General features: G+C 58.1%; 21 protein-coding genes. 10 read left to right on the top strand and 11 right to left on the bottom strand.

Features of this window, described 5'->3' with window-relative positions; all coding sequences use genetic code 11:
- Positions 1-102 precede the first annotated feature (102 nt).
- A complete protein-coding gene (locus DSM25558_RS08020) occupies positions 103-855 on the top strand; it encodes a TlyA family RNA methyltransferase (protein ID WP_077103567.1) in 753 nt (250 codons plus the stop codon).
- Positions 852-2,102 (top strand): class I SAM-dependent RNA methyltransferase, encoded by a 1,251-nt coding sequence (locus tag DSM25558_RS08015; protein ID WP_077103565.1) that lies wholly within the window; start codon positions 852-854, stop codon positions 2,100-2,102. Before DSM25558_RS08020 ends, DSM25558_RS08015 begins: the two co-directional genes overlap by 4 nt.
- Positions 2,103-2,242: 140 nt before the next feature.
- Here the strand turns inward: DSM25558_RS08015 and DSM25558_RS08010 are convergent, their stop codons facing one another.
- The 3 genes from DSM25558_RS08010 to DSM25558_RS08000 all read right to left on the bottom strand — a co-directional run bounded on the left by DSM25558_RS08010 (position 2,243) and on the right by DSM25558_RS08000 (position 5,202).
- Positions 2,243-2,554, bottom strand: coding sequence for a hypothetical protein (locus DSM25558_RS08010; protein WP_077103563.1), 312 nt, complete (start codon positions 2,552-2,554; stop codon positions 2,243-2,245).
- A gap of 95 nt (positions 2,555-2,649) precedes the next feature.
- Entirely contained in the window at positions 2,650-3,408 is a 759-nt protein-coding gene (locus DSM25558_RS08005; RefSeq protein ID WP_077103562.1) for a crotonase/enoyl-CoA hydratase family protein, read from the bottom strand.
- Positions 3,409-3,417: 9 nt separating this feature from the next.
- A complete protein-coding gene (locus DSM25558_RS08000) occupies positions 3,418-5,202 on the bottom strand; it encodes an acyl-CoA dehydrogenase (RefSeq protein ID WP_077103560.1) in 1,785 nt (594 codons plus the stop codon).
- 203 nt (positions 5,203-5,405) lie between these two features.
- Here DSM25558_RS08000 and DSM25558_RS07995 point away from each other — a divergent pair, with 203 nt between their 5' ends.
- Positions 5,406-6,401, top strand: a complete 996-nt coding sequence (locus DSM25558_RS07995; protein WP_077103558.1) for a transporter — start codon at positions 5,406-5,408, stop codon at positions 6,399-6,401.
- 61 nt (positions 6,402-6,462) lie between these two features.
- On the opposite strand, the gene DSM25558_RS07990 is transcribed toward DSM25558_RS07995, so the two are convergent.
- The 4 genes from DSM25558_RS07990 to DSM25558_RS07975 all read right to left on the bottom strand — a co-directional run bounded on the left by DSM25558_RS07990 (position 6,463) and on the right by DSM25558_RS07975 (position 10,109).
- Positions 6,463-6,957, bottom strand: coding sequence for a BA14K family protein (locus tag DSM25558_RS07990; protein ID WP_077103835.1), 495 nt, complete (start codon positions 6,955-6,957; stop codon positions 6,463-6,465).
- Positions 6,958-7,184: 227 nt separating this feature from the next.
- Positions 7,185-7,673 carry a BA14K family protein gene (locus tag DSM25558_RS07985; protein WP_077103556.1) on the bottom strand — a complete coding sequence of 163 codons (489 nt, stop codon included), beginning with the start codon at positions 7,671-7,673 and terminating at the stop codon, positions 7,185-7,187.
- Positions 7,674-7,779: 106 nt separating this feature from the next.
- The gene (locus DSM25558_RS07980) at positions 7,780-8,859 is read right to left on the bottom strand and encodes an FAD-binding oxidoreductase (RefSeq protein WP_077103833.1); all 1,080 of its coding nucleotides are present in this window, start codon (positions 8,857-8,859) and stop codon (positions 7,780-7,782) included.
- A gap of 5 nt (positions 8,860-8,864) precedes the next feature.
- On the bottom strand, positions 8,865-10,109 hold the full coding sequence (locus DSM25558_RS07975; RefSeq protein ID WP_077103831.1) for an aromatic ring-hydroxylating oxygenase subunit alpha: 1,245 nt from the start codon (positions 10,107-10,109) through the stop codon (positions 8,865-8,867).
- Positions 10,110-10,435: 326 nt separating this feature from the next.
- Between DSM25558_RS07975 and DSM25558_RS07970 the strand changes: the two genes are divergently transcribed.
- From DSM25558_RS07970 to DSM25558_RS07955, 4 genes are all read left to right on the top strand, one after another.
- Positions 10,436-11,044 (top strand): DUF6656 family protein, encoded by a 609-nt coding sequence (locus tag DSM25558_RS07970; RefSeq protein WP_077103554.1) that lies wholly within the window; start codon positions 10,436-10,438, stop codon positions 11,042-11,044.
- A gap of 102 nt (positions 11,045-11,146) precedes the next feature.
- A complete protein-coding gene (locus DSM25558_RS07965) occupies positions 11,147-12,124 on the top strand; it encodes an L-threonylcarbamoyladenylate synthase (RefSeq protein ID WP_077103552.1) in 978 nt (325 codons plus the stop codon).
- A 17-nt stretch (positions 12,125-12,141) separates the two neighbouring features.
- A complete protein-coding gene (locus DSM25558_RS07960; protein ID WP_077103550.1) occupies positions 12,142-13,572 on the top strand; it encodes an FAD-binding oxidoreductase in 1,431 nt (476 codons plus the stop codon).
- Positions 13,573-14,158: 586 nt separating this feature from the next.
- Positions 14,159-14,725, top strand: coding sequence for a DUF6101 family protein (locus DSM25558_RS07955; protein WP_077103548.1), 567 nt, complete (start codon positions 14,159-14,161; stop codon positions 14,723-14,725).
- A 63-nt stretch (positions 14,726-14,788) separates the two neighbouring features.
- Here the strand turns inward: DSM25558_RS07955 and ubiA are convergent, their stop codons facing one another.
- The 3 genes from ubiA to DSM25558_RS07940 all read right to left on the bottom strand — a co-directional run bounded on the left by ubiA (position 14,789) and on the right by DSM25558_RS07940 (position 19,757).
- Entirely contained in the window at positions 14,789-15,742 is a 954-nt protein-coding gene (gene ubiA, locus DSM25558_RS07950) for a 4-hydroxybenzoate octaprenyltransferase (protein WP_077103546.1), read from the bottom strand.
- A gap of 67 nt (positions 15,743-15,809) precedes the next feature.
- Entirely contained in the window at positions 15,810-17,066 is a 1,257-nt protein-coding gene (locus tag DSM25558_RS07945; protein WP_077103544.1) for an SAM-dependent methyltransferase, read from the bottom strand.
- A gap of 378 nt (positions 17,067-17,444) precedes the next feature.
- Positions 17,445-19,757: a Tex family protein gene (locus DSM25558_RS07940; RefSeq protein WP_077103542.1), complete on the bottom strand. Its 2,313-nt coding sequence runs from the start codon at positions 19,755-19,757 to the stop codon at positions 17,445-17,447.
- A gap of 172 nt (positions 19,758-19,929) precedes the next feature.
- Here DSM25558_RS07940 and purD point away from each other — a divergent pair, with 172 nt between their 5' ends.
- From purD to DSM25558_RS07925, 3 genes are all read left to right on the top strand, one after another.
- Positions 19,930-21,207, top strand: a complete 1,278-nt coding sequence (purD, locus tag DSM25558_RS07935) for a phosphoribosylamine--glycine ligase (RefSeq protein ID WP_077103829.1) — start codon at positions 19,930-19,932, stop codon at positions 21,205-21,207.
- A 99-nt stretch (positions 21,208-21,306) separates the two neighbouring features.
- Positions 21,307-21,774, top strand: coding sequence for a plant virulence effector HPE1-like domain-containing protein (locus tag DSM25558_RS07930; protein ID WP_077103540.1), 468 nt, complete (start codon positions 21,307-21,309; stop codon positions 21,772-21,774).
- 269 nt (positions 21,775-22,043) lie between these two features.
- A complete protein-coding gene (locus DSM25558_RS07925; RefSeq protein WP_077103538.1) occupies positions 22,044-23,873 on the top strand; it encodes a methyl-accepting chemotaxis protein in 1,830 nt (609 codons plus the stop codon).
- Between the two features lie 63 nt (positions 23,874-23,936).
- Here the strand turns inward: DSM25558_RS07925 and DSM25558_RS07920 are convergent, their stop codons facing one another.
- Positions 23,937-24,440, bottom strand: coding sequence for a 2-thiouracil desulfurase family protein (locus DSM25558_RS07920; RefSeq protein WP_077103536.1), 504 nt, complete (start codon positions 24,438-24,440; stop codon positions 23,937-23,939).
- Positions 24,441-24,579: the final 139 nt, after the last annotated feature.

The raw sequence follows: 24,579 nt of genomic DNA, 5'->3' as shown, positions 1-24,579 counted from the left end.
ATTATATATGCTGCATATTCATTTGGCGCGCTCGCCTTGTACTGTCGGCTCAAACGCATAAAATGCTTGCGCTCAGGGCGTTTGGCAGTCATTGAAACGGCCATGTCTAATTCATCTGAAAATCACCGGCTGGACCAGCTTCTGGTATCCCGCGGCCTGTTCGCCAGCCGCTCTCGTGCACGTGATGCCGTCGCGCGCGGCACCGTACGCGTCAACGGCAAGGTCGTCACCAAGCCCAGTCTGACATTTCCCGGAAATGTCGTCTTCGAGATCAGCGATCCCGCGCAGGATTACGTATCGCGCGCGGCCTTGAAACTGGTCGCGGCACTCGACCATTTTGAGCTGGACCCGCGCAATCGCGAATGTCTTGATGTCGGCGCGTCAACGGGCGGCTTCACCGAAGTGTTGCTGAAGCGCGGTGCGTCTCACGTCACCTCGATCGATGTCGGCCACGGCCAGATTCATCCGCGCATTGAAAACGACAGGCGCGTCACCAGCATCGAGGGTTTCAATGCCCGCTTCCTGACCAGCGACGATATCGACAACAGGCCGATCGGCTTCATCGTATCGGACGTGTCATTTATCTCGCTCAAGCTGGCACTGGCACCTGCGCTAGAACTGGCCGAGGCTGGAGCGTTCGCCGTATTGCTGGTGAAGCCGCAATTCGAAGCCGGGCGCGACGCGATCAGCAAAGCCGGGCTACTAAAAGACCCAGAGACGGCACCGGCCGTCGCCGCAGAGCTTGAGCGCTGGCTGGTGGAAGACATGGGTTGGGTCAGCCTCGGCCTCATTCCCTCGCCGATTGCGGGTGGTGACGGCAACGAGGAATTTCTTCTCGGAGGCAGAAAGCCATGACAGCCCAGACCGTGAAGATACAAAGCCTTGGCGCCCAGGGAGACGGCATCGCCCACTGTCCTGACGGCACTGTCTATGTGCCCTTCGCACTGCCCGGAGAGACCGTGACCATCGCACGTGTCAAGGACGTGGGCACGATCATGTCGATTGCCGAGGCGGCACCGGAACGGCGCGAGCCTGCGTGCCGTCACTTCGGCCCCGATGGTAAGAACGGTACCTGCGGCGGCTGCTCGTTGCAGCATATGGCGGATGAACCCTATCACGTCTTCAAGCGCAGTCTTGTCATTGCAGCCTTGAAATCCAAGGGGCTGGACGCCGAGGTCGACGGGTTGGTGCACTGTCGCCCCGGAGACAGACGCCGCGTTGTCTTTTCCGCGCGCAAAACGGAAAAAGGCCTGCTTTTAGGTTTCAGCCAGGCAGGCAGCCACCACATCGTCGCCATTGAGGAATGTCCCATCGCGTCGGACGGCATCGTCTCGCGTTTGGACGCCATCCGTGCCATCGGGCTGCCGCTCGTCTCGAATGCCGAGCCGTTCCGCATCACCGTCATAGAAACGCGGACCGGGCTCGATATTTCCTTCGAAGGCATCAAAGCGCCAACCGACAAGCAGCGCAGAACGGCGACGGAAATCACGCTGGCCACACGCGCCATTGCGCGTGTTTCGATTGCTGGTGAAATTCTGATCGAGCCGCAAAAGCCGCTGATCGATTTCGACGGCGTGATGATTTCGCCACCGTCCGGCGGTTTCGCGCAGGCCACCAAACCGGCCGAAGATGCCATGGCCGAACTGGTGCTGGCGCATGTGGGTAAATCCAAGCGCATTGCCGACTTGTTCTGCGGGTCCGGCACATTTGCCCTGCGGCTGGCACGTCTTGGCAAGGTGCATGCGGTGGAAGCCGAAGACAAGGCGCTGAAAGCGCTGGATCTTGCGGCGCGCAACACGCAAGGTTTGAAGCCGGTCACCATTGAAAAACGCGACCTCTTCCGCCATGCGCTGACCGCCAAGGAACTGAAGAACTACGACGCCGTCGTCTTCGATCCGCCTCGCGCGGGAGCCGAAGCTCAGTGCAAGGAACTGGCAAAGAGCAGCGTCAAGAAGATCGTTGCCGTCAGCTGCAACCCGCTGTCTCTGGCGCGTGACCTCGCCATTCTGGTCGAGGGCGGCTACCGCATCACCAAGGTTACGCCGATCGACCAGTTTCTATGGTCGCCGCATGTGGAAGCGGTTGCGACGCTGGAGAAGTAAGCTATTTCTCCCTCATTCCTGTGCTTGTCACAGGAATCCAGCCAGCCCAAGTCGTTGGGCTGAAAAGACTCTTCCCGCCGCGCAGACGCGCGGCGACTGGATTCCTGTCACAAGGACAGGAATGAGGGAACTCGCTATCCTCACCAGGCCGTATCGATATTGCCATTACCAGTCACACCATCACAACGGCAGCGACCGCCAACGCGGCCCTGCTGCACCGGGCAGACGTAAGGGCGCGAGCGATTGGCGCTATCGGGTGGCGTTACCACGCAGACGAAGCGCGGACGGCGACGGTCTGAGTTGTTGTTTCGGTTGGATTGACCGGCCTGACTGTTGTAATTCTGAACTTCGATGACATCGCTCTGCGCTGGCTGCGGCGGCTGGAAATTTGCCGCCTCCGCCACGCTGGAGATGGGCATGAAGGCGAGCATTGCGAAAACGATATTGCGCATGGTGGCGGCTTTCTCACGAGATGGACGATATCAGACAAGGAATATCCGCCATCTCTTCCGGTTCCGTAAAGGTTGCCAGTTTTCACCCGCCACGCTTAACGACGCATGAACGCCTCGAAGGCTGCTCTGGCCTCCGCACTTTGCAATTGAGCCGCAAAATGAACGATTTCCGCGTCGATGCGCTCGCGCACCTCCGCTCCGTCACCACGCAAGAGATCTCGGGCGATCTTCAGTGCCTGTGGTGGTTTGGATGCCAGCGACGTAGCGATCTTCAAGGTTTCCGTTTCGACATCGGCTTCGGAAACAACCTTCCAGATCAAACCGGCCTGAAGAGCCTGTTCCGCCGAAAATCCCTCTCCTGCCGCCAGCAGTGCAAAGGCTCGCTGATGACCCATGATGCGCGGCACGAGCAGGCTGGACGCCGCTTCCGGTACCAACGCCAGATCCACGAAGGGCGTCTTGAACAGGCTGCGTCTGGAGGCGACCGTCAGGTCGCAATGCAGGTTCAGCGTCGTACCGATGCCGATGGCCAAACCATCGACGCCGGAAACGATGGGTTTGCCGACGCCGACCAGCGCATGCAGAAAATCTCCTGCTGCCAGTCTTCCCTTGCCGCCGGACATGGCAAAGGCCATGAAATCGGCCATGTCGTTGCCTGCCGAAAAGCAGCCGTTAGAACCGAGAAAGGCGATGGCCCGGATATCACCATCCGCATCTGCCGCCTGCAACGCCTCTATCATGGTGCGATACATCGAATCCGTGATGGCGTTCTTCTTATCCGGGCGGTTGAAGCGAATGACCTGCACACCGGGTGCCGCTTGCGGACGTTCCAAGAGAATATGATCGGCAGACATGGGAACTCCTTAACCCAGCACGGCACGGGCCGCTTCAAGGCTCGCGGCACCAGCAATCACACGGTCCTTCAAGGTGGATGTTTCCGCCAGAAGGTTTTCGGCAGTGAAACGGCAAAGGGCCGTGCGGTTTGCGCCCTGCCCGTCGTCAACCGATGCCAGAGCACCCTTGGCGAGATAGGTACCCGTTAGCGCCAGTCCGAACAACCGCTGGTACGGCGTCGCACCGGCGAGCGCGGCTGATGTTTCGCCCTTTGCCAGGGCATCCAGCAGCCACTCGGTTGCCTCTTCAAGATCGGTGATGCTCTGGTCTAGATAACGCGCGGTTTCGCCAAGCTCCGGTGTGTTCGACGCTCTCACTGCCTCGGCCTGCTCTTTTAGCTCTGCAATGAAGCCGCGCACCTGTGCGCCTTCGGAGAGCGGCAGCTTGCGGGTGACGAGGTCGATGGCCTGAATGCCGTTGGTGCCTTCATAGATCGGCGCAATACGGGCGTCGCGCAGGTAGCGGGCCGCTCCGGTTTCCTCAATGAAGCCCATACCGCCATGCACCTGAATGCCGAGCGAGGCCACATCCACACCGGCATCCGTGGAGAAAGATTTGGCAATCGGCGTCAGAAGGGCCGCACGCTCCTGCCAGAATTTCCGGTCCGTCGCATCAGTCTTGGCGTGGCTCATGTCGATGGCGTGAGCGCAAGAAAACGAAATGGCGCGCGAACCTTGCGTCAGCGCTTTCATCGTCAGAAGTGTTCTGGCGATATCGGGGTGCTCGATAATCGGGCTCATGCCCGTGGCCTTGGTGCCGGGTGCCTTGCCTTGCGTGCGCTCCTTGGCATAGGCAATCGCCTTTTGCGTCGCCGCTTCGCAGATCGCGACACCCTGCATGCCGACGGCCAGACGGGCATTGTTCATCATGGTGAACATGCAGGCTAAGCCCTTGTTCTCCTCACCGACAATCCAGCCGATCGCGCCCTTCTCAGTGCCGTAACGACCATCACCGAAAATCATCGTGCAGGTTGGAGAGCCATGAATGCCGAGCTTGTGTTCCAGCGCGTGACAGAAGAGATCGTTGCGTTCGCCCGGATTGCCCACTTCATCGGGCAGGAATTTCGGCACCAGAAACAGCGAGATGCCGCGTGTTCCGGCAGGCGCATCCGGCAGGCGGGCCAGCACGAGGTGGATGATATTGTCAGCTGCGTCGTGTTCACCCCAGGTGATGTAAATCTTCTGGCCGAAAATCCGGTAGCTGCCATCACCAGTGCGTTCCGCCCGGCTCTTCAGGGCAGCAAGGTCAGAACCAGCCTGCGGTTCGGTCAGGTTCATCGTACCGGTCCAGACGCCAGACACCAGCTTTTCCAGATAGGTTGCCTTGAGGTCGTCGCTGCCGTGTTTGGCAACGGCTTCCACCGCACCCATGGTGAGCGTAGGGCAAAGCGCAAAGGCCATAGAACCGGAATTCCACATTTCCAGTGCCGCGACATTCAAGAGATGTGGCAGGGCCTGCCCGCCGAATTCTTCCGGTGCAGTCAGGCCGTTCCAGCCGCCTTCCGCCCAGCGGCGATAAAGACCGGCCCAGCCATCCGGGGTGCGCACTGCGCCATCCACCAGCTTGGAACCTTGCTTGTCGCCAATCTCGGCGAGCGGCGCGACCTCATCCGTGGCGAAACGACCGGCTTCGTGCAGAATGGCATCGACGGTGTCTTCATCGAGATCACCGAACGCGCCTTGTTCGAGCGCGGCTTTCAGACCTGCCACATGTTTCAGCGTAAAAGCGATATCGTCTACCGGTGCGATATACATCCTGCCTCCTCCCGAAGCGTCAGCTTGCAATGCGATAGCCTTCGGGGCTAATTGATTTTTACGTAAACGTCAATTTGAAAAATCCGGTTGGCGGATCAGTTGATTGTAATCAAACTGTCACAAAACTCTGATCAGCATGACGTCGTCGCAAAAGCGGGACGTAGCACCGCTGCCCGCCGCGAATGCCGCTTCAGGAACACGCCATGGACATTCCTCACCCTGCCATTCCCGGTCTCGTCTGGGCTTACCGCTTCCAATCGGGCAATGGAAATTGCATCCGGCTACCGCCTGAGGTCGAGTTGACGGAACTACAGGCAGACGACGGCTTTTTCTGGCTGCATCTCAATCTTGCCGATACCCGTGTTGTCGGATTCTTGGAAACGATGCCGGGCCTTGACGAGAGCGTGAAAGCCAGTCTGACGACCCACGAAACGCACCCATCCATTGTTGTCGATGAAGGTGCGATTTACGGGACGCTGGTGGATTTCCAGCGGGAATTCGACCAGGAAACCCGCGACATCGGCTGGCTGCATTTCGCGCTCAGTGAGCGCTACATTATTACCACGCGCCTGCAACCCTTGCGCTCCATCGACCGTCTTCGTGCCAATATCGACAAGAACCCGAAACGCTATTCAACGCCTTCCCATGTGTTTGAAGGACTGGTCGCGGAGTTTCAGCGTACTCTGATCACGCTGGTCATGGAAACGACAGAAGAGCTGAACGCCATCGAGGATATCGTCTATGACAGCACGCCGCGCGATGAGCGTCGACGGCTGGCCCCGGTCCGGCGCACAGTGGTGCGTCTTCACCGGCATTTGCGCACGGTTTTGACACTGATGCGCAGGGCATCTGCTGCCGACGAAGAGGATATGCCTGCAGGTTTCGAGGATGTCGCTGCCCGACTGACAGGCAGACTCGAGGCGGTCGATCACGACGTCTATGCGCTACAGGACCGTGCAAGGCTTCTGCATGAGGAAGTGGACTCGAAACTCTCGTCGGAGACGAACCGCCACCTCTACATATTGTCGCTGATGACGGCTTTTCTCTTGCCCCCCACGCTGGTCACGGGCTTTTTCGGGATGAACACCGGATCCCTTCCCTTTACCGAAGGCACGAGCGGTACGATCTACGCTGCCAGCTTCATCGTCGCATCGATCCTTTTTGCCTGGGTCGTGTTGCGCCGCGCCGGTATTCTCTAGACGCAAAAACGCCGCCCGGATGGAGCCGGACGGCGTTTCTCATTTCAAAAGTGTCAGTCCATCAGCCGTAAGGCGAATAGCAGGCCTGACGTGGGCCGTTGTAAGGCTGGAACGTGTTGCTATACGCATCGTAAGAGCGATAACGGCCGAAGCACCAGTTGACGTGGCTCTGGCTCAGACCGGCACGCGGTGCTGCTCGATAAACAGGACGCGGACGGTATTCAGGCACAGGGCGATAGACTTCACGCGGCTGTGCAAGCGCACCACCGATGATGGCACCTGCACCGAAAGCGGCCAGCGGGAACCAGTAACCATTGTGATGGCGATAACCGGGACGGTAGTCGCGATAGCCACGATGGCCGCGATAATAGCCGCCGCCGTAGTCGCGTCTGTAACCACGATCACGCCAGTACTGCACGTTCACGACGCCGTTGTCGGCCTTCTCGACTGCTGGCGGCGCAACGGAGATCGGCATTGCCTGCGCTGGCACGACAGATCCTGCGGCGATCAACGCCGAGAACCCGGCAGCCCAAAGGGTTTTCACATAATTTTGCATCTGATTTCCTCCATCCACGACCGGGTACTCTGCCGGCGCATTGTGAATAACGATTTTTCTTGTCTTGGCATTCCAGCCCACAAGCTGCGGGCTCATTTATATGTAACTCAGATTATAAATGGCTAGCTGAACCCAGCATTAACAGTGAGTTCACAGTCACTTGATGGCGTCTCAATAAATACAATAGGAAAAGCCCGACATCTGCCGGGCTCTTCTAAAATCATTGATTAATTGGTCACGCACTGTCTGCGCGGACCATTGTTTGGCTGATATGTGTTATCGGAAGCGCGGTACGAACGGTAACGGCTTGCACATGCCTGCTGGTGGCTGCTGCCGTAGGCTGGACGGCCCTGCGACATGGCACCGCCGATGATTGCACCTGTCGCAAACGCGGCTAGCGGGAACCACATGCCGTTGTGCTGGCGGTATCCAGGACGACGGTCACGATAGCCTCGGTGGCCATTGTAATAGCCCTGACGGTAGGATGGGCGGCGGTAATCGCGGTCGCGATTACGGAAATCCCGATTGCGGAAATTGCGGTCGCGGTAGATGCGACGTCCGTCATACTGCACCTGCACGACGTTGTCTGTCGTTGTGGTCGTCGACTGGACAGGCTTTGGCATTGGAAGTGGGACCTGGAATGCCTGAGACGGCGTAAAGCTCGTCAAAAGCATGATAAAAGCTGTCGCAACACTGGTCTTGCGCAAATTCAGCATGAGTTTCCTCCGTTTTATGACATTACGCGTTGAGACCGCGCTTCGATGACCAACTAACGGGAAAATTCGATTTTGGTTCCATTGTGCAAAATGAAACCAAGTATAATCAGGCCTCTACTTGTACATCCGTCAAAGGACGTGAGCAGCAGGCGAGGATATAGCCTTCCTCGATATCTTCATCGAGAATACCGCCATTATGGTTCATCTCGACTTCACCGGACAATTTCAGAACACGGCAGGTTCCGCATATGCCGGATTCGCAGGCAGCCCCGATGCGCACGCCAGCGGCACGCGCCGTCATCAGAATCGTCTGGCCCGGCTGACATGGCACATCCTTGCCGGATAGCGTGAAACCGATTTTCGTCAGCACTTCGCCTTCATCGGGCAAATCGCTTTCGCCGACGGCAACAGGCATGGCCGGGGAGAAGCTCTCCTGATGGTAGCGCGCCATGTCGAAGTCCGAGGCATCCAGCATGGAGCGGATCGCCGCCATGAACGGCTCCGGCCCGCAGCAGAACACGGTACGATCCATGAAATCATGTGAGAGCAGCGCGATCTTTGCCTTGTCCACCATGCCCTTCAGGCCCGACCAGAGATCGGTGCGACCGCAGTTCTCGACAATGAAACCGAGCGACAGGTTGGGCATGAAGCGTGCGAGATATTCCAGCTCGTGCCGGAACACGATGTCGGAGGGGGAGCGCGAGCAGTTGATGAAGGAAATATCGCTTTGCGGTGCGCGGTCGCTCATATCGCGCACCATCGACATCATCGGCGTTACGCCGGAGCCAGCCGAAATGAACAGATATTTTTCGCCCGGATGGCGCACATAGGAGAAGTCCCCCAGCGGCCCGAGCGCGCGGATGCGCATGCCCGGCTTGAGGTTGTTGAACATCCAGCGCGTGCCGACACTGGTGGCCTGCGCCTTGACGGTGACGGCGAGCGCATAGGGGCGCGATGGGCTTGATGACAGCGTATAGGTGCGAAACAGCGGTTCTGGGCCCACCGGCAGTTCCAGCGTCACGAACTGGCCTGGCAGATAGCGGAACCAGTTCGGGCCTTCGGAGCGAAACAGGAATGTCATCACGTCAGGCGTTTCGGGCGTCACCGAAATGCATTCCAGCATGTGAAGCTTGTCGCTCCACGGCTTCATTTCATCAATATGCTTGTATGTCGTCTTCATGTTCATCGCGGTCATGCGACAGCCGAGAGTTTTTGTTTATCGCCCGAAAGACGGTCGATCATGAAATCGGCATACCAGTTGACGAACTGCATGACGCCGCCCTCATCCTCCATCGAATAGGGGCCGGGCTCATAGGCAGGCGAGCGAATGCCGAAAGCGTTTTCCTCAACGATACGGCGATCCTGATCGTTGGTCTCGTTCCAGACATGGGTCAGGTCTTCGAGATCGTAATCCACGCCTTCCACGGCATCCTTGTGCACCAGCCATTTGGTTGTGACCTGCGTTTCTTGCGGACCCAGCGGCAGCACGCGGAAGGAAATCAGGTGGTCGCCAAGGAAGTGGTTCCAGGTCGTGGGGTAATGGAACAGAAGCAGTGCACCGATATGGTCGATGGTCACATCATCCGAGAGCGGACGACGCACGGCACGCTTGCCGGACATGGTATAGCTCTCGGCCTCGCCGATCAGCGGCATGCGCGCCACGCGGAACTGGCCCTTGGGGTCGATCTTGAAGCGGCTGGGCAGACCGGCGGCTTCGCAGCGCGCCCAGTGGCCGCCGATTTCCGGGTCGCTCGCACCACCATCGGTACCGGTCACACTCGGATTTTCAGGGTAGGTGCGGCAGAGTTCCGGGTGGTTGGCGGCGCAGTGGTAGCACTCGCGATTGTTCTCCCACACCAGCTTCCAGTTGCCTTTTTCGATGATGGTGCTTTCATGGGCGACCTTGGCCTCCCAGATGCGGTGCGGTGCCATATAGGCTTCGATTTCGGCACGCACCGGCGCAAAGTCCAGCGGCTGCTGCGCCAGACAGATGAATACGTAACCGGCGACGGTCTCACAGGCGATCGGCTTCAGGCCGAAGTTTTCCTTGTTGAAGTCATCCCCCATATGGCGCGCAAACAGAAGCTTGCCATCCAGATCATAGGTCCACTGGTGGTATGGACAGACGAGGCGAGCGGATTGACCCTTCTGGCTGGTGCAGACGCGTGATCCACGGTGGCGACAGGAATTATGGAAGGCACGGATGGTGCCGTCCTTGCCGCGCACGATGACGACCGAGTAATCGCCAATCTGGACCGTGAGATAGGTGCCGGTCTTCGGCACTTCGCAATCATGCGCCACGAACAACCAATCGCGGTACCAGATGTTTTCCATATCCAGCTGGAAATAGTCCTGGTCCACATAGAAAGGCTGGTCCAGCGTGAAGCCTTCACGACGGTTTTTCAGTTGGCGCAATACGGTTTCACGCAAATCCATGGCCATGTCCTCGAAAAGTCGCGGTGCGCTTCCAAAGCATCTTTCCGCGTTTAGCTGGAATGATCTAACCATTCACGCCGATCTTCAGCACCACATACAGCGACATCGGCTTCCGCATTGGCGACAATTTGCGACATGCCGCATAAATGCAATAGTTTCTAATTTTGTTTCGAAAACAGCGGCTTATTCTTCCGTTTCCGGGAGAAGCAGTCGCAATATGACACAAACGCCGGTGCAGCCAATCCTTAACATCCGCTACCGCACGACAAGGGAATCTTAACCCCCTTGCGGTAAAAACCTGTGGATCGGCAACAGGAGCTCACCCGATGCAGAAGGGAACGCCAATCCGCTACTTCGATGCGAATGCACGTATGGCGGCACCCCCACGCTCGAAAACGGCCCATTCGGATTTTCTGCGCACCGGTAAAATTGCCCGTTATGAGGAGAAGTGGGTTCCTCGCGAACCGCGCTATCTGACACATGACCAAGTCGCCGAAATGACCGGTCGCAAGCTTCAGACCGCCGGTGAGATGACCCATTCGCGGCTCAACTCCTTTCACCGTTCCATTTACTTTCCACAGATGGTGTTCCACCGCACCATCGAGGCAAGCCCGCATCTGGGCTATTGTCACGTCACGGCATCACGCACCAGTTTCGACTTGCGAAAGCAGGTCATGTGGTCGTTCTACTTCGCCAACTTCTTTTCGGAATTGTGCGGAGACGAGCAGTTCTTCGAAAATATCGACCCGCGCCATTCCCGCATGTATTTCGCGGTCGCGATGGATATGAACGGTGACAAAACCGTGCAGATCGACAAGACCATGCACCGCGATGGCCTGCTTTTTCGCACACACGATCCGAAGATCGCACTCAAGAACGTGTTGATGCTCGGCACCCGCTCCAACGAAATGCGCAAGTTGATCCGCACGCTCTGAGTCCGGAGTAAACGGCTTTCCAAGCAAGCTGAAAAGCTCTAAAGCAGTCGCGCAAAACTGTGCGGCGCTTGTCAGCGGCGCGCCTCATAAGGTGCAGCATTCATGGCGCGTCATATTCACATCGAACAGGACCGGGAAACGGCTCTCCGCGAGGCTGTCGATGTCCTGTCGTCCGGCCATCCCGTCGCCATTCCTACCGAAACGGTCTATGGCCTTGCAGCCGATGCGACGAACCCCGCTGCCGTTGCCCGCATATACGAAACCAAGGGCCGCCCGCAGTTCAACCCGCTCATCTGCCATATGGCCAGCATCGCGATGGCGGAAGATTATGCGATTTTCGACTCCATCTCGCGCAAATTGGCAGAAGCTTTCTGGCCCGGGCCACTCACGCTCATTCTACCATTGAAGCCCGGAAGCACGATCCATGCGCTGGCGACAGCTGGTCTCGATACTGTCGGCATCCGCATTCCCAAGGGCTTTGCCAGCGACCTGATCGCCACCTTCGGCAAACCACTCGCCGCCCCCAGCGCCAACAGTTCCGGCAAGATCAGTTCCACAAGTGCTGCCCATGTGGAGGCGGATCTGGGTGAGAAGGTCAGCCTTATCTTGGATGGCGGCTCGGCACCGGTTGGCGTGGAATCGACTATCGTCAAGGTCAACGGTGATGGCACCGTGCGCTTGTTGCGGCCCGGCGGGCTCGTTGCAGACGATATTGAACAGGTCATCGGCCTCAAGCTCATCCGCTCAGAAAAGGCATCTGCCGCCATCGAGGCACCCGGCATGCTGGCCTCCCATTATGCGCCCGGTGCATCCGTGCGGTTGAATGCGGTATCCGTGGAAAAGGGTGAAGCGCTGATCCGCTTCGGTGGCGAGCGCGTCGCTGGTGAAGAGAACGCCGCAATCGTTCTCAATCTCAGCGCAACCAGCGATCTTGCGGAAGCGGCAACCAATCTTTTCGATCACCTGAAAACCGCCGATGCCAGCGGTGCTGTTAGCATCGCCATCGCGCCCATCCCGGCAACAGGGCTAGGTGAAGCCATCAACGATCGGCTGGCGCGCGCCGCTGCCCCCCGCCCCTGACTCACCACGAGGACTACATGACGACGATTGCTCTGCCCGATGATCTGATCCAGCGTTTCGTCACCATCGTCGGTGAAAAGAATGCCGTGCGCGATCAGGCCGATCTTGCCCCGCATCTGGTGGAAAATCGCGGCCTGTATAAAGGTGCCTCACCTCTGCTGTTGAAGCCGGCATCGACGGAAGAGGTTTCTGCCATCATGACCCTCGCCAGCGAAACCGGTACGGCCATCGTGCCACAAACCGGTAACACCGGCCTCGTGGGCGGGCAGACGCCGCGCAGCGATGCCAGCGATCTCATTCTTTCTCTGGAACGGATGAGCCGTGTGCGCGATATCGATCCCGTCGCCAATGTCATCGTCGTGGATGGTGGCTGCATTCTCGATACCGTCCATCAAGCAGCTGACAAGGTGGAGCGGATGTTTCCGCTGTCGCTGGGTTCACAAGGCTCCTGTCGCATCGGCGGAAACCTTGCCACCAATGCGGGCGGCACCGCCGTTCTGGCCTATGGCAATATGCGCCAGCTTTGCCTTGGGCTTGAGGTCGTTTTGCCGACTGGCGAAATCTGGAACGGTCTTCGTCGGCTGAAGAAAGACAATACGGGTTACGATCTGCGTGATCTGTTCATCGGTTCCGAAGGCACGCTTGGTATCATCACCGGCGCGGTGCTAAAACTGTTTCCCAAGCCGAGGGGGCACCAAGTCGCCTTTGCCGGTCTCAACTCGCCTGCAGACGCCTTAACCCTGTTCGACCGCGCATCGACACTCTGCGGCGCAGCTCTGACCGGCTTCGAACTAATGCCCCGCATCGGCATCGAGTTCACCGCAAAGCACATCCCCGGCGTCCGCGACCCCTTGGAAACGCCGCACCCGTGGTATGCGCTAATCGATGTCTCGACCTCCGATACGGCAGAGACAGCGCAGACAATGATCGAGACCCTGCTGGAGCAAGGCTTCGAGGCTGGCATCGTGAAGGATGCGGTCATCGCGTCCTCTGAAGCGCAGCGTCAGGCCCTGTGGCACATGCGCGAGAGCATGTCGGATGCGCAAAAGCCGGAGGGCGGTTCCATCAAGCACGACGTGTCCGTACCGGTTTCAAAAATTCCGGAATTCATGGCGGAAGCAGAGGCCGGTGTTCTGCAAGCCATGCCCGGCGCGCGCATCTGCGCCTTCGGCCATCTCGGCGATGGCAATATCCATTACAACATTTCCCAGCCCGTTGGTGCCGACAAGGCAGAGTTCATCGGCCGCTGGCGCGAGATCAACCACATCGTCCACGGCATCGTGCTGTCGCATGGCGGCTCGATTTCTGCCGAGCACGGTATCGGTCAGTTAAAGCGTGACGAGCTGGCCGCCATCCGCCCCGGTATCGAAATGGAACTGATGCGCCGAATCAAGACAGCCTTCGACCCGGCGGGTGTGATGAACCCGGGCAAAGTCGTTAAAATGTAGGGATTCTGCGAATCAGCGGTACCGAGATGGTACAACGGTGCCGCGTTTTTCTTCTCCCCGTCGGGGAGAAGGTGGCCCCCCTTCGATAAACTCAGGAGGGTCGGATGAGGGGGCAAGCTTTCCGCACCCGTATGCCCTTGCCCCCTCATCCCGCTGCCGCGACCTTCTCCCCGGCGGGGAGAAGACAGCCAACAGTGACGTCCAACATATCTAGAACGCTGCATACAAGCGTAATCCCCACCCATTTTTGGTTTTCGCACCTTTGGCAATTGTCCGGAGCAACTTGCCCTGCGCAAGCTGTCTTCAAGGCGATACGCGCGGGGACAGCCAGCGTGTTTTCTCCGAATTCATACGATCCGGAAATGTGATGTTGGCACAAACGCTTGCGCAATGGCGCACGTGCCAATTCAGGAATTCGAAACCCTATCGGTCTGCGTTTTGCTAACCATTTGGGAATGCAAAGTTTTCTTAACCTCGATTTTTAAGCTGTCACGAAGATGCGGCCGCTATCTTCTCCCTATCAGAGGACGAAAAGTCCCGGACGAGACCATGAAACGGCTCTCAGGTAAAACAAGGATAGCATGATATGACCAACACTGTTCTGAAGCCCGAATGGGCAGGCGCAACACTCCGGCTAGACCCTACGCGGTTTCCGCAGCAGATCACCTACGGCAAGGACAAAGGTTCAGCCGATGTGGCTATCACGCTCGACGAGCGCGGCGCGGTTCTCCGCAAGGTTCTCCATTCCAGCGGTCTTCCGCTGTCCTTTGCCCTTCCGGCACGCGCCTTCAAGGGCGTTGCCGCCCGCGCCATCGACCATGGTGACGGACAGGTTACCGTTACGCTCGAACTTCACCACGACGATCCAGACCTCTGCATTCCGCTGCTGGTGGCGCATGATCTGTGCGACATCGCTGCCGATTGGCGCAGCTGGTCGGAAAAGTATCGCATTCCCATGTTGATGGTGGAAGCTGATGGCATCGCCCGCCCGCTGGAAGATCATCTCGGCCATATCAGCACCAAGGCCACTCGCCCGCGCCGCCGCCACTCCTATTTTGCAGACCGCCGCCCACGCTTCCTCGTGCGTCGCAGCACCGGTTCGCTGGGCCTGACCATGCGTATTCAGGGCAAGGAAATCATCGCCCGCAGCTGATCCACCACCTGCGGATAAACGGCAAAACCCGGCGCGTTGAAAAACGCAGCCGGGTTTATCGTATCAGCGAACAAGCAAAGGGACTAGCAGGCCAGCGAAGATCAGCACGCCGACGCGATTGTTGGATTTGAACAGAGCGAGGCACTGTTCCACATTGTTGATATCCAGCACCTTCACCTGCCGGAACAGCAAAAATGCCGCGATGACCAGACCTAGGTAGCCAGTCCAGTTAACGCCCGCTGTCAGGAAAGCCAGAAAGATGAAGGCGAGAGCTGTGCCATAAAGACCAATCAGCCAGCCATGTGTCTTATCTCCGAACAACAGCGCGGTGGAGCCTATGCCGACGGCCGTGTCATCTTCCCTGTCCTGATGGGCGTAAATCGTATCATAACCGATCGTCCAGGTAATCGCGCCGACGTAAAGCAGCACCGGCGAGACGGACAGCGACCCAAATTGACCCGCCCAGCCCATCAGCGCGCCCCATGAAAAGGCAAGGCCGAGAAAAAACTGCGGCCAGTTGGTGAAGCGCTTGGCGAAGGGATAGATTGCCACGAAGATCAGCGATGACAGGCCAACGACAATCGCAAATCCGTTGAAGCACAACAGCACCGCAAGTCCGACCATTGCTTGGATGACGATAAAGATTTTCGCCTGTTTGCGGCTGACCCGGCCCGACGGCAGAGGACGCGAGCGGGTGCGCGCCACCGCCATGTCGATCTCGTGGTCGACGAGATCATTATAGGTGCAGCCCGCGCCGCGCATGGCAACCGAACCGGCAAAAAACAGGAAGAGATGGAAGAGCAGAAGGCCCCAGGAGAACGTGCCGAGATGCTGCGCCGCATTGGCCGCCATCGCCGCTGACCAGAAGCACGGCCACATCAGCAATTCCCAGCCGATGGGGCGGTCCCAACGGGCCAGTTGCGCATAGGGCCAAAGGGTCCTCGGCAATATCCGATAGACCCAATTGTTGGATGGCGCGTCGGAAACGCGGCCGGAAAGATCACCTTGGTCAACCATGCCAGCGTTCTACGCTTGGCATTTACGAAGCGTCAAGCAAAAGACCTCGGCACAGTGACCTACCCTATCAAAACAGAACTTTTTCCAAAGGCGGTCGTGTCTTTTCGAAGTCCAGCAATCGCGCTTCGTTCTTTGCGATGTAATCGCGATTGTCTGACACTACATTCCCGCGTTTTGTCAGCTGTATCTGAAAAATATAGAAATTCTCGTGCGTAAACGCCATTTCCGACCCGGCCAGATAAAACTCCCACATGCGGAAGAAGCGCTCATCGTAGATCGCGATGGCTTCTGCCTTGTTGGCGACGAAACGCTCCCGCCATTTGCGCAGTGTGTGAGCATAATGCATCGGCAGGATCTCGATGTCGCGCACCAGCAAGCCTGACTTTTCCACCGCGGGCAGAACCTCCGCCAGCGAGGGAATATAACCGCCGGGGAAAATATATTTTTCGATAAAGGGATTGGTCGCCAGCGCCGGATAGGGTTGGCCTATGGAGTGCATCACCATCACGCCGTTATCGTCCAGCAACTCCGCCGCCTTGGTGAAATATTCCCGGTAGTGCGTCGGGCCGACATGTTCGAACATGCCGACCGAAACGATGCGGTCGAAAGGTCGCGCGGCAGACAGATAGCGATAATCCTGCAATTCGAAACGCAGCTTATCCGCCAGCCCGCGCTTTTGCGCCCGGTCGCGCGAAACCCTCAATTGTTCCTCGCTGAGCGTAATGCCGGTGACGTCCACATCCGCGCTTTCGGCCAGATACATGGCCATTCCGCCCCAGCCGGAACCGATTTCCAGCACCCGCTGTCCCGGCTGTGGCATCAGTTTTGCGGCAATGTGCCGCTTCTTGGCAACCTGCGCTTCATAGAGACTGATGCCCGGCGGATTGAAGTAGGCGCAGGAATATTGCCAGTCTTCGTCCAGAAACAGATCGAACAGCTTGGCGCTCAGATCGTAATGGTGGGCGACGTTGTCCTTGTTGTGATTGACCGGCAGATGCATCTTGATGCGGGCTGCAATAATCCGCGCCATGCCGCGCCAGATCATGCCGATCGTCAGCGCTTCACTCAGCGTGTTGCTTTTGATCAACGCCAGAAAGTCATAGATGTCGCCTTCAACGACAGCCATGCGCCCTTCCATGAACATTTCCGCCAGCTTCAGCGCCGGATCGGCGGCAATTTCATCCATCGCCGCATCATCGGTGAAGTTGAGGGCAACCGGTTTCCCGGTACCATCGCCGTAAACATGCAGCCCTCCCGGGCCGGTAACGACCAGATTGCCGGTTTTGACTATTTTTCCAAGTAAAGCATGCAAAGACGAGGCCATTTCATCCCCTAATAAGCTAAGTCTCACTTATCAATTTGGAATTAAGCTATCCCTTTCATACAAAGTTTCAAGCCACTCTATTTTCAAAAATATTGAATGATTTCAGATTGGTTTTTTGGGTTTGATAGAGTGGGAACGGCGGTGGGTGTGGCTTACCCCCCTCTGCCCTGCCGGACATCTCCCCCACAGGTGGGGAGATCGACTCGTAGAAACCGCTCGGCCATCTTGAAGGCTGCGGAAAGGTGAGCAGGCGTCTAGCCGATCTCCCTCCTTGTGGGGGAGATGTCCGGCAGGACAGAGGGGGGTAAGCCCCACACACCGCCGTCTAAAACCAACCACCGGAATACGCACACCGAAACATCAAAAACGTTTCACCACTCACCGTTTCTTCATCGCCTCAGCCAAAGCCGCGGCCAATGCACCGCCGGGTTGCGCGGTTTCATTGCGCGGCTGCGGTTTGGCACTGGCATGGCGCATAGCATTGGCGTTGCCCTTTTCGCGCATCGGCTGGGGTGCGGCCTCGCCGCCATCCTTGCGCATGGTCAGGCCAATGCGTTTGCGTTTCACGTCCACTTCCACCACACGCACCTTCACCACATCACCGGCCTTTACCACCTCATGCGGATCCTTGATGAAGCGGTCTGCAAGCTGCGAGACGTGGACGAGGCCATCCTGATGCACGCCGATATCCACGAAAGCGCCGAAAGCGGCAACATTCGTGACCGTGCCTTCCAGCAACATTCCGGGTTTCAGGTCGGTGATTTCATCCACGCCATCGGCAAAGGTTGCGGTCTTGAAGCTCGGGCGCGGGTCGCGGCCCGGCTTTTCCAGTTCGGCGATAATGTCCTTGACGGTCGGCAGGCCGAATTGCTCATCGATGAACTGTTTCGGGTCCAACGATTTTAGCGCGGCACTATCGCCCATGACAGAACGCAGATCACGACCGCAGGCGGCGACGATCTTCTTGGCCACGCCGTAAGCTTCCGGGTGCACGGAAGATGAATCCAGCGGCTCCTTGCCGTTGGGAATGCGCAAAAAGCCTGCGCACTGTTCAAATGTGCGCTGCCCCAAGCGCGGTACTTTCAGCAGTTCCTTGCGGCTGGCGAAGGGTCCCGTCTGGTCACGATGCAACACGATAGCGTCGGCAATGGAGGCTCCAAGGCCGGAAACGCGCGAGAGAAGCGGGGCGGATGCCGTGTTGAGATCGACACCGACCGCATTCACCGCGTCTTCCACGACAGCATCCAGCGAGCGCGACAGCTTGCCCTGATCGACATCGTGCTGGTACTGGCCGACGCCGATGGATTTCGGTTCGATCTTCACCAATTCCGCCAGCGGGTCTTGCAGACGGCGGGCAATGGAAACCGCGCCACGCAAGGTTACGTCGAGGTTCGGGAATTCCGCGGCGGCACTGGCCGAGGCCGAATAGATCGACGCGCCCGCTTCCGACACGATGACCTTGGTGGGCTTTGCGCCGGTCAGTTGCCCCAGCATGTCTGCCACCAGCCGTTCCGTCTCGCGGCTGCCGGTGCCGTTGCCGATGGAAATCAGCTCGACATTGTGTTTCTTGATGAGGCTCGCAAGCTCCGCCTGCGTTCCGCGAATGTCGTTCTTCGGCGGGAACGGATAGACAGTGGTTGTTTCCAGCAATTTGCCGGTGCCATCGATGATGGCGACCTTGACGCCGGTGCGGATGCCGGGATCGAGACCCATGGTCGCGCGCGAACCGGCGGGGGCCGCCAGCAGCAGATCCTTGAGGTTACGAGCAAAGACGTGGATCGCCTCTTCTTCCGAACGCTCGCGCAATTCGCGCATCAGGTCGAGCGACAGCGACATCGAAAGCTTTACGCGCCACGTCCAGCCCGCGACCTCCATCAACCATGCATCCGCCAGACCGCCACTGCGGATATCGAAGGCGCTGGCAATAGTGCGCTGCGCCGGTTTGACCGGCGACGGGTCATCCGCATCGACATCGATGGTCAGCGTCAGAACTTCCTCGTTCCAGCCGCGCAGCATGGCCAAGGCGCGGTGGCCCGGCACCGTCGCCCATTTTTCGGAATGGTCGAAATAGTCGGAGAATTTTTCGCCTGTCGCCTGCTTTCCCTCAACGACCTTGGCGCGGAAGGTGGCGTTGCGGCGCATGTAATCACGCAGACGGCCCAGCAGATCGGCATTCTCAGTCATGGCTTCGGCCACGATGTCACGCGCGCCCTCGAGCGCTGCCTTCACATCTGCCACTTCACCCTGAACATAAGCCTGCGCCAAAGCGGCTGGGTCAGCGCTGCGGTTGTCCCAGATCGCTTGCGCCAGCGGTCCAAGGCCACGCTCGCGGGCAATTTCGGCGCGGGTGCGGCGCTTAGGTTTATAGGGAAGATAAAGGTCTTCGAGTTCGGCCTTCGTCGTGGCTGAGACGATCTTGCGCAACAACTCATCGGTCATATTGCCCTGACCATTGATGGATTCGGTGATCGACGCCCGGCGTGCATTCAGTTCGCGCAGATAGGACAGCCGTTCCGCCAGCGTGCGAAGCTGCGTATCGTCAAGACCGCCGGTCACTTCCTTACGGTAGCGCGATATAAATGGGACGGTTGCGCCTTCATCCAGAAGCGCAATCGCCGCAGTCACCTGTTCGGCACGGGCGTTGATCTCGGAAGCAATAAGGGGAGCAAGGCGGGCATTATCTGCGGACATAAGGTTCTCTGAACTGTTTTGAAATCTGCCCGAACATAGATACTGATTATGGCATGACAACAAGAAGGTTCCGCGATTCCACAGAAAAGCATGCGCCGCGCTTGACCTTTCAGCCCTTGGCCCTTAACGCCCCAACAACACGATAAAACGCGAGATGACAGGGGTGTCGACCATGAAAGTTCTGTTGATCGGTTCCGGCGGACGCGAACATGCACTGGCGTGGAAAATCGTCCAGTCCCCCCGCCTCACCCAGCTTTTTGCCGCCCCCGGCAATCCCGGCATTGCCGAACATGCGACGCTTGTGACGCTCGATGTCGAAGACCACGCCGCCGTCATTGCCTTTGCCAAAGAAAACGACATCGAATTCGTCATCGTCGGCCCGGAGGCACCGCTGGTTGCTGGTCTCGCGGATGATCTGCGCGCGGCTGGCATCGCCACCTTCGGCCCTTCCAAGGCGGCAGCGCAGCTGGAGGGATCCAAGGGTTTCACCAAGGATCTGTGCGCCCGTTACGATATCCCGACCGGTGCTTACCAGCGCTTCAAAGCTGCCGAGCCAGCCAAAGAATATGTGCGCCAACAGGGCGCGCCTATCGTCATCAAGGCTGATGGTCTCGCTGCCGGCAAAGGCGTGACGGTTGCGATGACCGAGGCCGAAGCACTTTCTGCCATAGATGATTGTTTCGATGGTGCTTTCGGCGCCGCCGGTGCTGAAGTCGTGGTGGAAGCTTTTCTTGATGGCGAGGAAGCCAGCTTCTTCTGCCTCTCCGATGGCAAAACGGCACTGGCGCTGGCCACCGCGCAGGACCACAAGCGCGTTAGCGATGGCGACACCGGCCCCAATACGGGCGGCATGGGTGCTTACTCACCTGCCCCGGTCATGACGCATGAGATGGTCGAACGGACCATGAAGGAAATCATCGAGCCGACGATCAAGGGCATGGCGAAGGACGGCAATCCGTTTTCCGGCGTGTTTTTTGCTGGTCTGATGATTACGAAAAAAGGCCCGGAACTGATCGAATACAACGTCCGCTTCGGTGACCCCGAATGCCAGGTGCTGATGATGCGCCTGAAAAGCGACCTGCTGCCCATTCTCTATGCCACAGCCACCGGCACGCTGGCTCAGGTCACGGCCGAGTGGCGCGACGATGCTGCACTGACCGTGGTTCTGGCCTCCAAGGGTTATCCCGCATCCTACGACAAGAACACGCCGATTGACCATATTCCCGAAGCGCGTGAAGACGCTAAGGTGTTTCATGCAGGCACGGCGCTGAAGGACGGCCAGCTTGTCGCCACCGGTGGGCGGGTGCTGAACGTGACGGCGTTCGGCAAGACCGTGACCGAGGCGCAGAGCCGCGCCTATGCCCTCGCCAAAGAGGTAAAGTGGGACAATGGTTTCAGCCGCAGCGATATTGGCTGGCAGGCCGTGGCCCGCGAAAAGCAAAGTCGCTAACGCCGGATTTCGTTCAATATTTACCAAAATTCCTGACCGCTTGGAAAGGAAGTTTCGGTAAAACTGCACCTGTATTCAAGCGACGAAACGGGTGTTTTCATGGGCAGGACTTTGCTGACAATAGCGATTGTACTCGCAAGCGGTTCTGCCATGGCCTCGTCCATCGAAGTCATTAAGGGAAATCGCACCGGCAACGACAGCGTCGTATCCGTTTTATGCGAGGCGTGTCCACCGTTCAAAGCAAAGGTGAAAACCGCGAATATTGCCCCTTCTCTCACACCGGGCACGCAAGATATTTCCATTCGTGATGTGAACGGCAAGAAACAGATTGTGCGCACGGAAGCGTGGCTCGGCGGTTCGCCTGTCACCTATGTCAGTAACAATCCGGCCTGGCTTCCCGCTGAGGACGCCGCAACGGCAGGTGCCGAAAAAACACCCACGATCGATACGCTGGTGAAGACGTCGGCGATTGAGAATGTCGTTGAAAAAGACGTTGCGCCACCGTTAACGGCGAATATGTCTGCCCCGCTGGTGCTTGACGGTGTAATGTTGCGACAGTCGCAATAAGGCTTACCGCTGCGTTCTCGAGTTACTCTTCATCCTCGCAAGCAACCGACGATAGAGAACAGCAGCGCTGCAAGATATAAATCCTACAATAATTCTTGCAGATCACTTTCATTGGCTGAAACTTAAATATTTATTCAAATTTATAAAGCTATGACTTTATTAGGCCGTGCGATGAGTGCACATGTATCGCGCATCATGCGCTCCTTCTGAAAATGCATTTCAATCGCCCGTCGCCGTTCAGCTGCGGAGCAGTACCTCTGTGAGCACTCATGAAGAACTTGCCGATTTCCCGCCAACTCATCCTGCTGGTGGTTGCGCTGATGGCAGCCTTTACGCTGGCCACCTACGTCCAGATCAAATCGTCCGTCGATGCGATCTATCAGGAACGTTACAACATGCTGCGCACACAGGTGCAGTCGTCCATTGCCATTTTCCAGTCTTTCTACGACAAGGAAAAGGCTGGCACGCTGACCCACGAACAGGCCATGGCCCAGGCGTTCGAAACGGTTTCGGCCATGCGTTACGTACCGGATGGCTATATATTCGGCTATGATTACGACGTGAAGGTAGTGTTCCATCCGGAAGCCAAGCGCGTTGGACAAAGCTTGAAGGGCAAGACGGACAGCCAGGGCTTCGCTTACCGCGACGAACTGGTGCGGCTTGCCCGCGCAGGTGGCGGTGAAGCCAGCTTCTACGGTCCAAAGCCGGGCTTTGAGGGCGACAATTTCCGAAAGAGTTCCTACACGATGGCATTCGAGCCATGGCAGGTGGCTGTCGTGACCGGCGTCTATGTCGATGACCTTCAGGCGCAGGTGCGTTCCACCATCGTCAAGGCGCTGTCCATCGGGCTGTTCGTCTTCGTTCTGGGCCTCATTGCCGCCTATCTCGTCATTCGCGGAATTTCCAAGCCGCTCAATGATATTCACAAGGCGCTGGGCGAAGTCGCCAATGAAAACATCGACCTGACCGTTCCCCATACGGGCATGAAAAACGAAATCGGCATGATGGCCAATGCGACGAAGGCTCTGCAGGAAAAAGTCCGGGAGCGCCACGCGATGCAGCGCCATCAGGACGAACAGCAGGAACAGATGAACTCGGAGCGCCAGGCCAACCTGGACACCCAGCGCGGCGAAGCCGAACTTCAGGCACGCGTGGTGGCCACTATCGGCGAAGCCTTGGAAAAACTGGCACAGGGCGATCTGACCGTTCGCTGCCGCGACCTTGGCACTCGCTATGCAGATCTGCGCGACAACTTCAACGAAGCGCTGGCGCATCTGGATGCCGCCATGGCGCGGGTCAATTCCAAGGGTATCGACATTGGCGGTTCCAAGGATGAAATCCGCAAGGCGTCCAGCGAGCTTTCGCAGCGCACCGAACGTCAGGCTGCCAATCTGGAAGAGACCTCTGCCGCCCTTGACGAGTTGACCGTTGCCGTGCGCCAGACCGCAGACGGCGCGCATGAAGCCGCAAAGCGCGTGGGTGCCGTCAGCACCGAAGCCACCCGCAGCGACCGCGTGGTGGAAGAGGCCATCGGCGCGATGACAGGTATCGAGCAGTCTTCTGCCGAAATTTCCAAGATCATCGGCGTGATCGACGAAATTGCCTTCCAGACCAACCTTCTGGCGCTGAATGCCGGTGTCGAGGCCGCACGTGCCGGTGAATCCGGCAAGGGTTTTGCCGTGGTTGCCCAGGAAGTTCGCGAACTGGCCCAGCGCTCCGCGGCTGCCGCCAAGGAAATCAAGGACCAGATCGCCCGCTCCTCCACCCAGGTGCAGAACGGCGTTCGCCTTGTTGGCGAGGCTGGCGAAGCGCTCAAGCGCATCTCCGACCAGATCAAATCGGCCAACGAAATCGTCGGCAAGATCGCGCATTCGGCATCCGAACAGGACACGACCCTGCGCTCCATCTCGTCCTCGGTGAACCAGCTGGATCTGGCAACGCAGCACAATGCCGCCATGGCCGAAGAAACTACAGCATCGGCAGAATCGCTCTCCGTCGATACCGAAGAGTTGCTCAACCTCATCCGCACCTTCCGTGTTTCCGGCTCCCAGAACGGCAGCCTGCACGGCATGGCACAGGACATGCGCCGCGCGAGCTGAACCGCGCAGACATCATGAAACACAGGAAAACGCCGGGGAGACATCTCCGGCTTTTTTTATGAATTAGTTGAGAAGGCTGGCGAGATCATCGATCTGGTGGTCGGAGTAGACCGCGATACCGGCCTGTTGAAGCAATGCTGCGGTGACCCCGCTTCCCGCATGTTTGCGGCCCGAAAAGGAGCCATCATAAATCGCAACCGATCCGCAGGAGGGGCTGCCGTCGATCAGCAGGGCATAGGCGCAATCATTGGCTTGAGCGAATGCCAGCGCCTTTTGAGCCCCGGCGATAAATTGTGTCGTGACATCACCACCGGTAATTTCGAAAACGCGAGCGCGGCCTTCCAGCACATCGAGACCAGACGCACCCTTCTCTATTTCCGCAGGTGGACGCGGAACAGCCATGCCACCCGCCATCTCCGGACAGATCGTAACCAGCCTGCTTTCGGTTTTCCAGCGCTCGATGGCAGGATGAGCAAGCGGCTTGCCTTTGCCGTCATAACGGACGGCATGGCCGAGCAGGCAGGCGCTGATGAGGATTTTGGAGGGTTGGTCGTTGAATGTTTTCATGCGTGGCTAGCCCCCCTCTGCCCTGCCGGGCATCTCCCCCACAGGTGGGGAGATTAGCTGGGCGCAAGCTCGATGGTTCATCCGCACCGTCATCACAGATCATCTCCACAACGCTCAAGATGGTCAACGCTAAAGATGG

The sequence above is a fragment of the Agrobacterium sp. DSM 25558 genome (genome assembly GCF_900100825.1).
In the GTDB taxonomy this organism is placed as follows: Bacteria; Pseudomonadota; Alphaproteobacteria; order Rhizobiales; family Rhizobiaceae; genus Agrobacterium.
The sequence above is the reverse complement of the archived record's forward strand: the minus strand, read 5'-3'. Positions and strand labels throughout refer to the sequence as shown.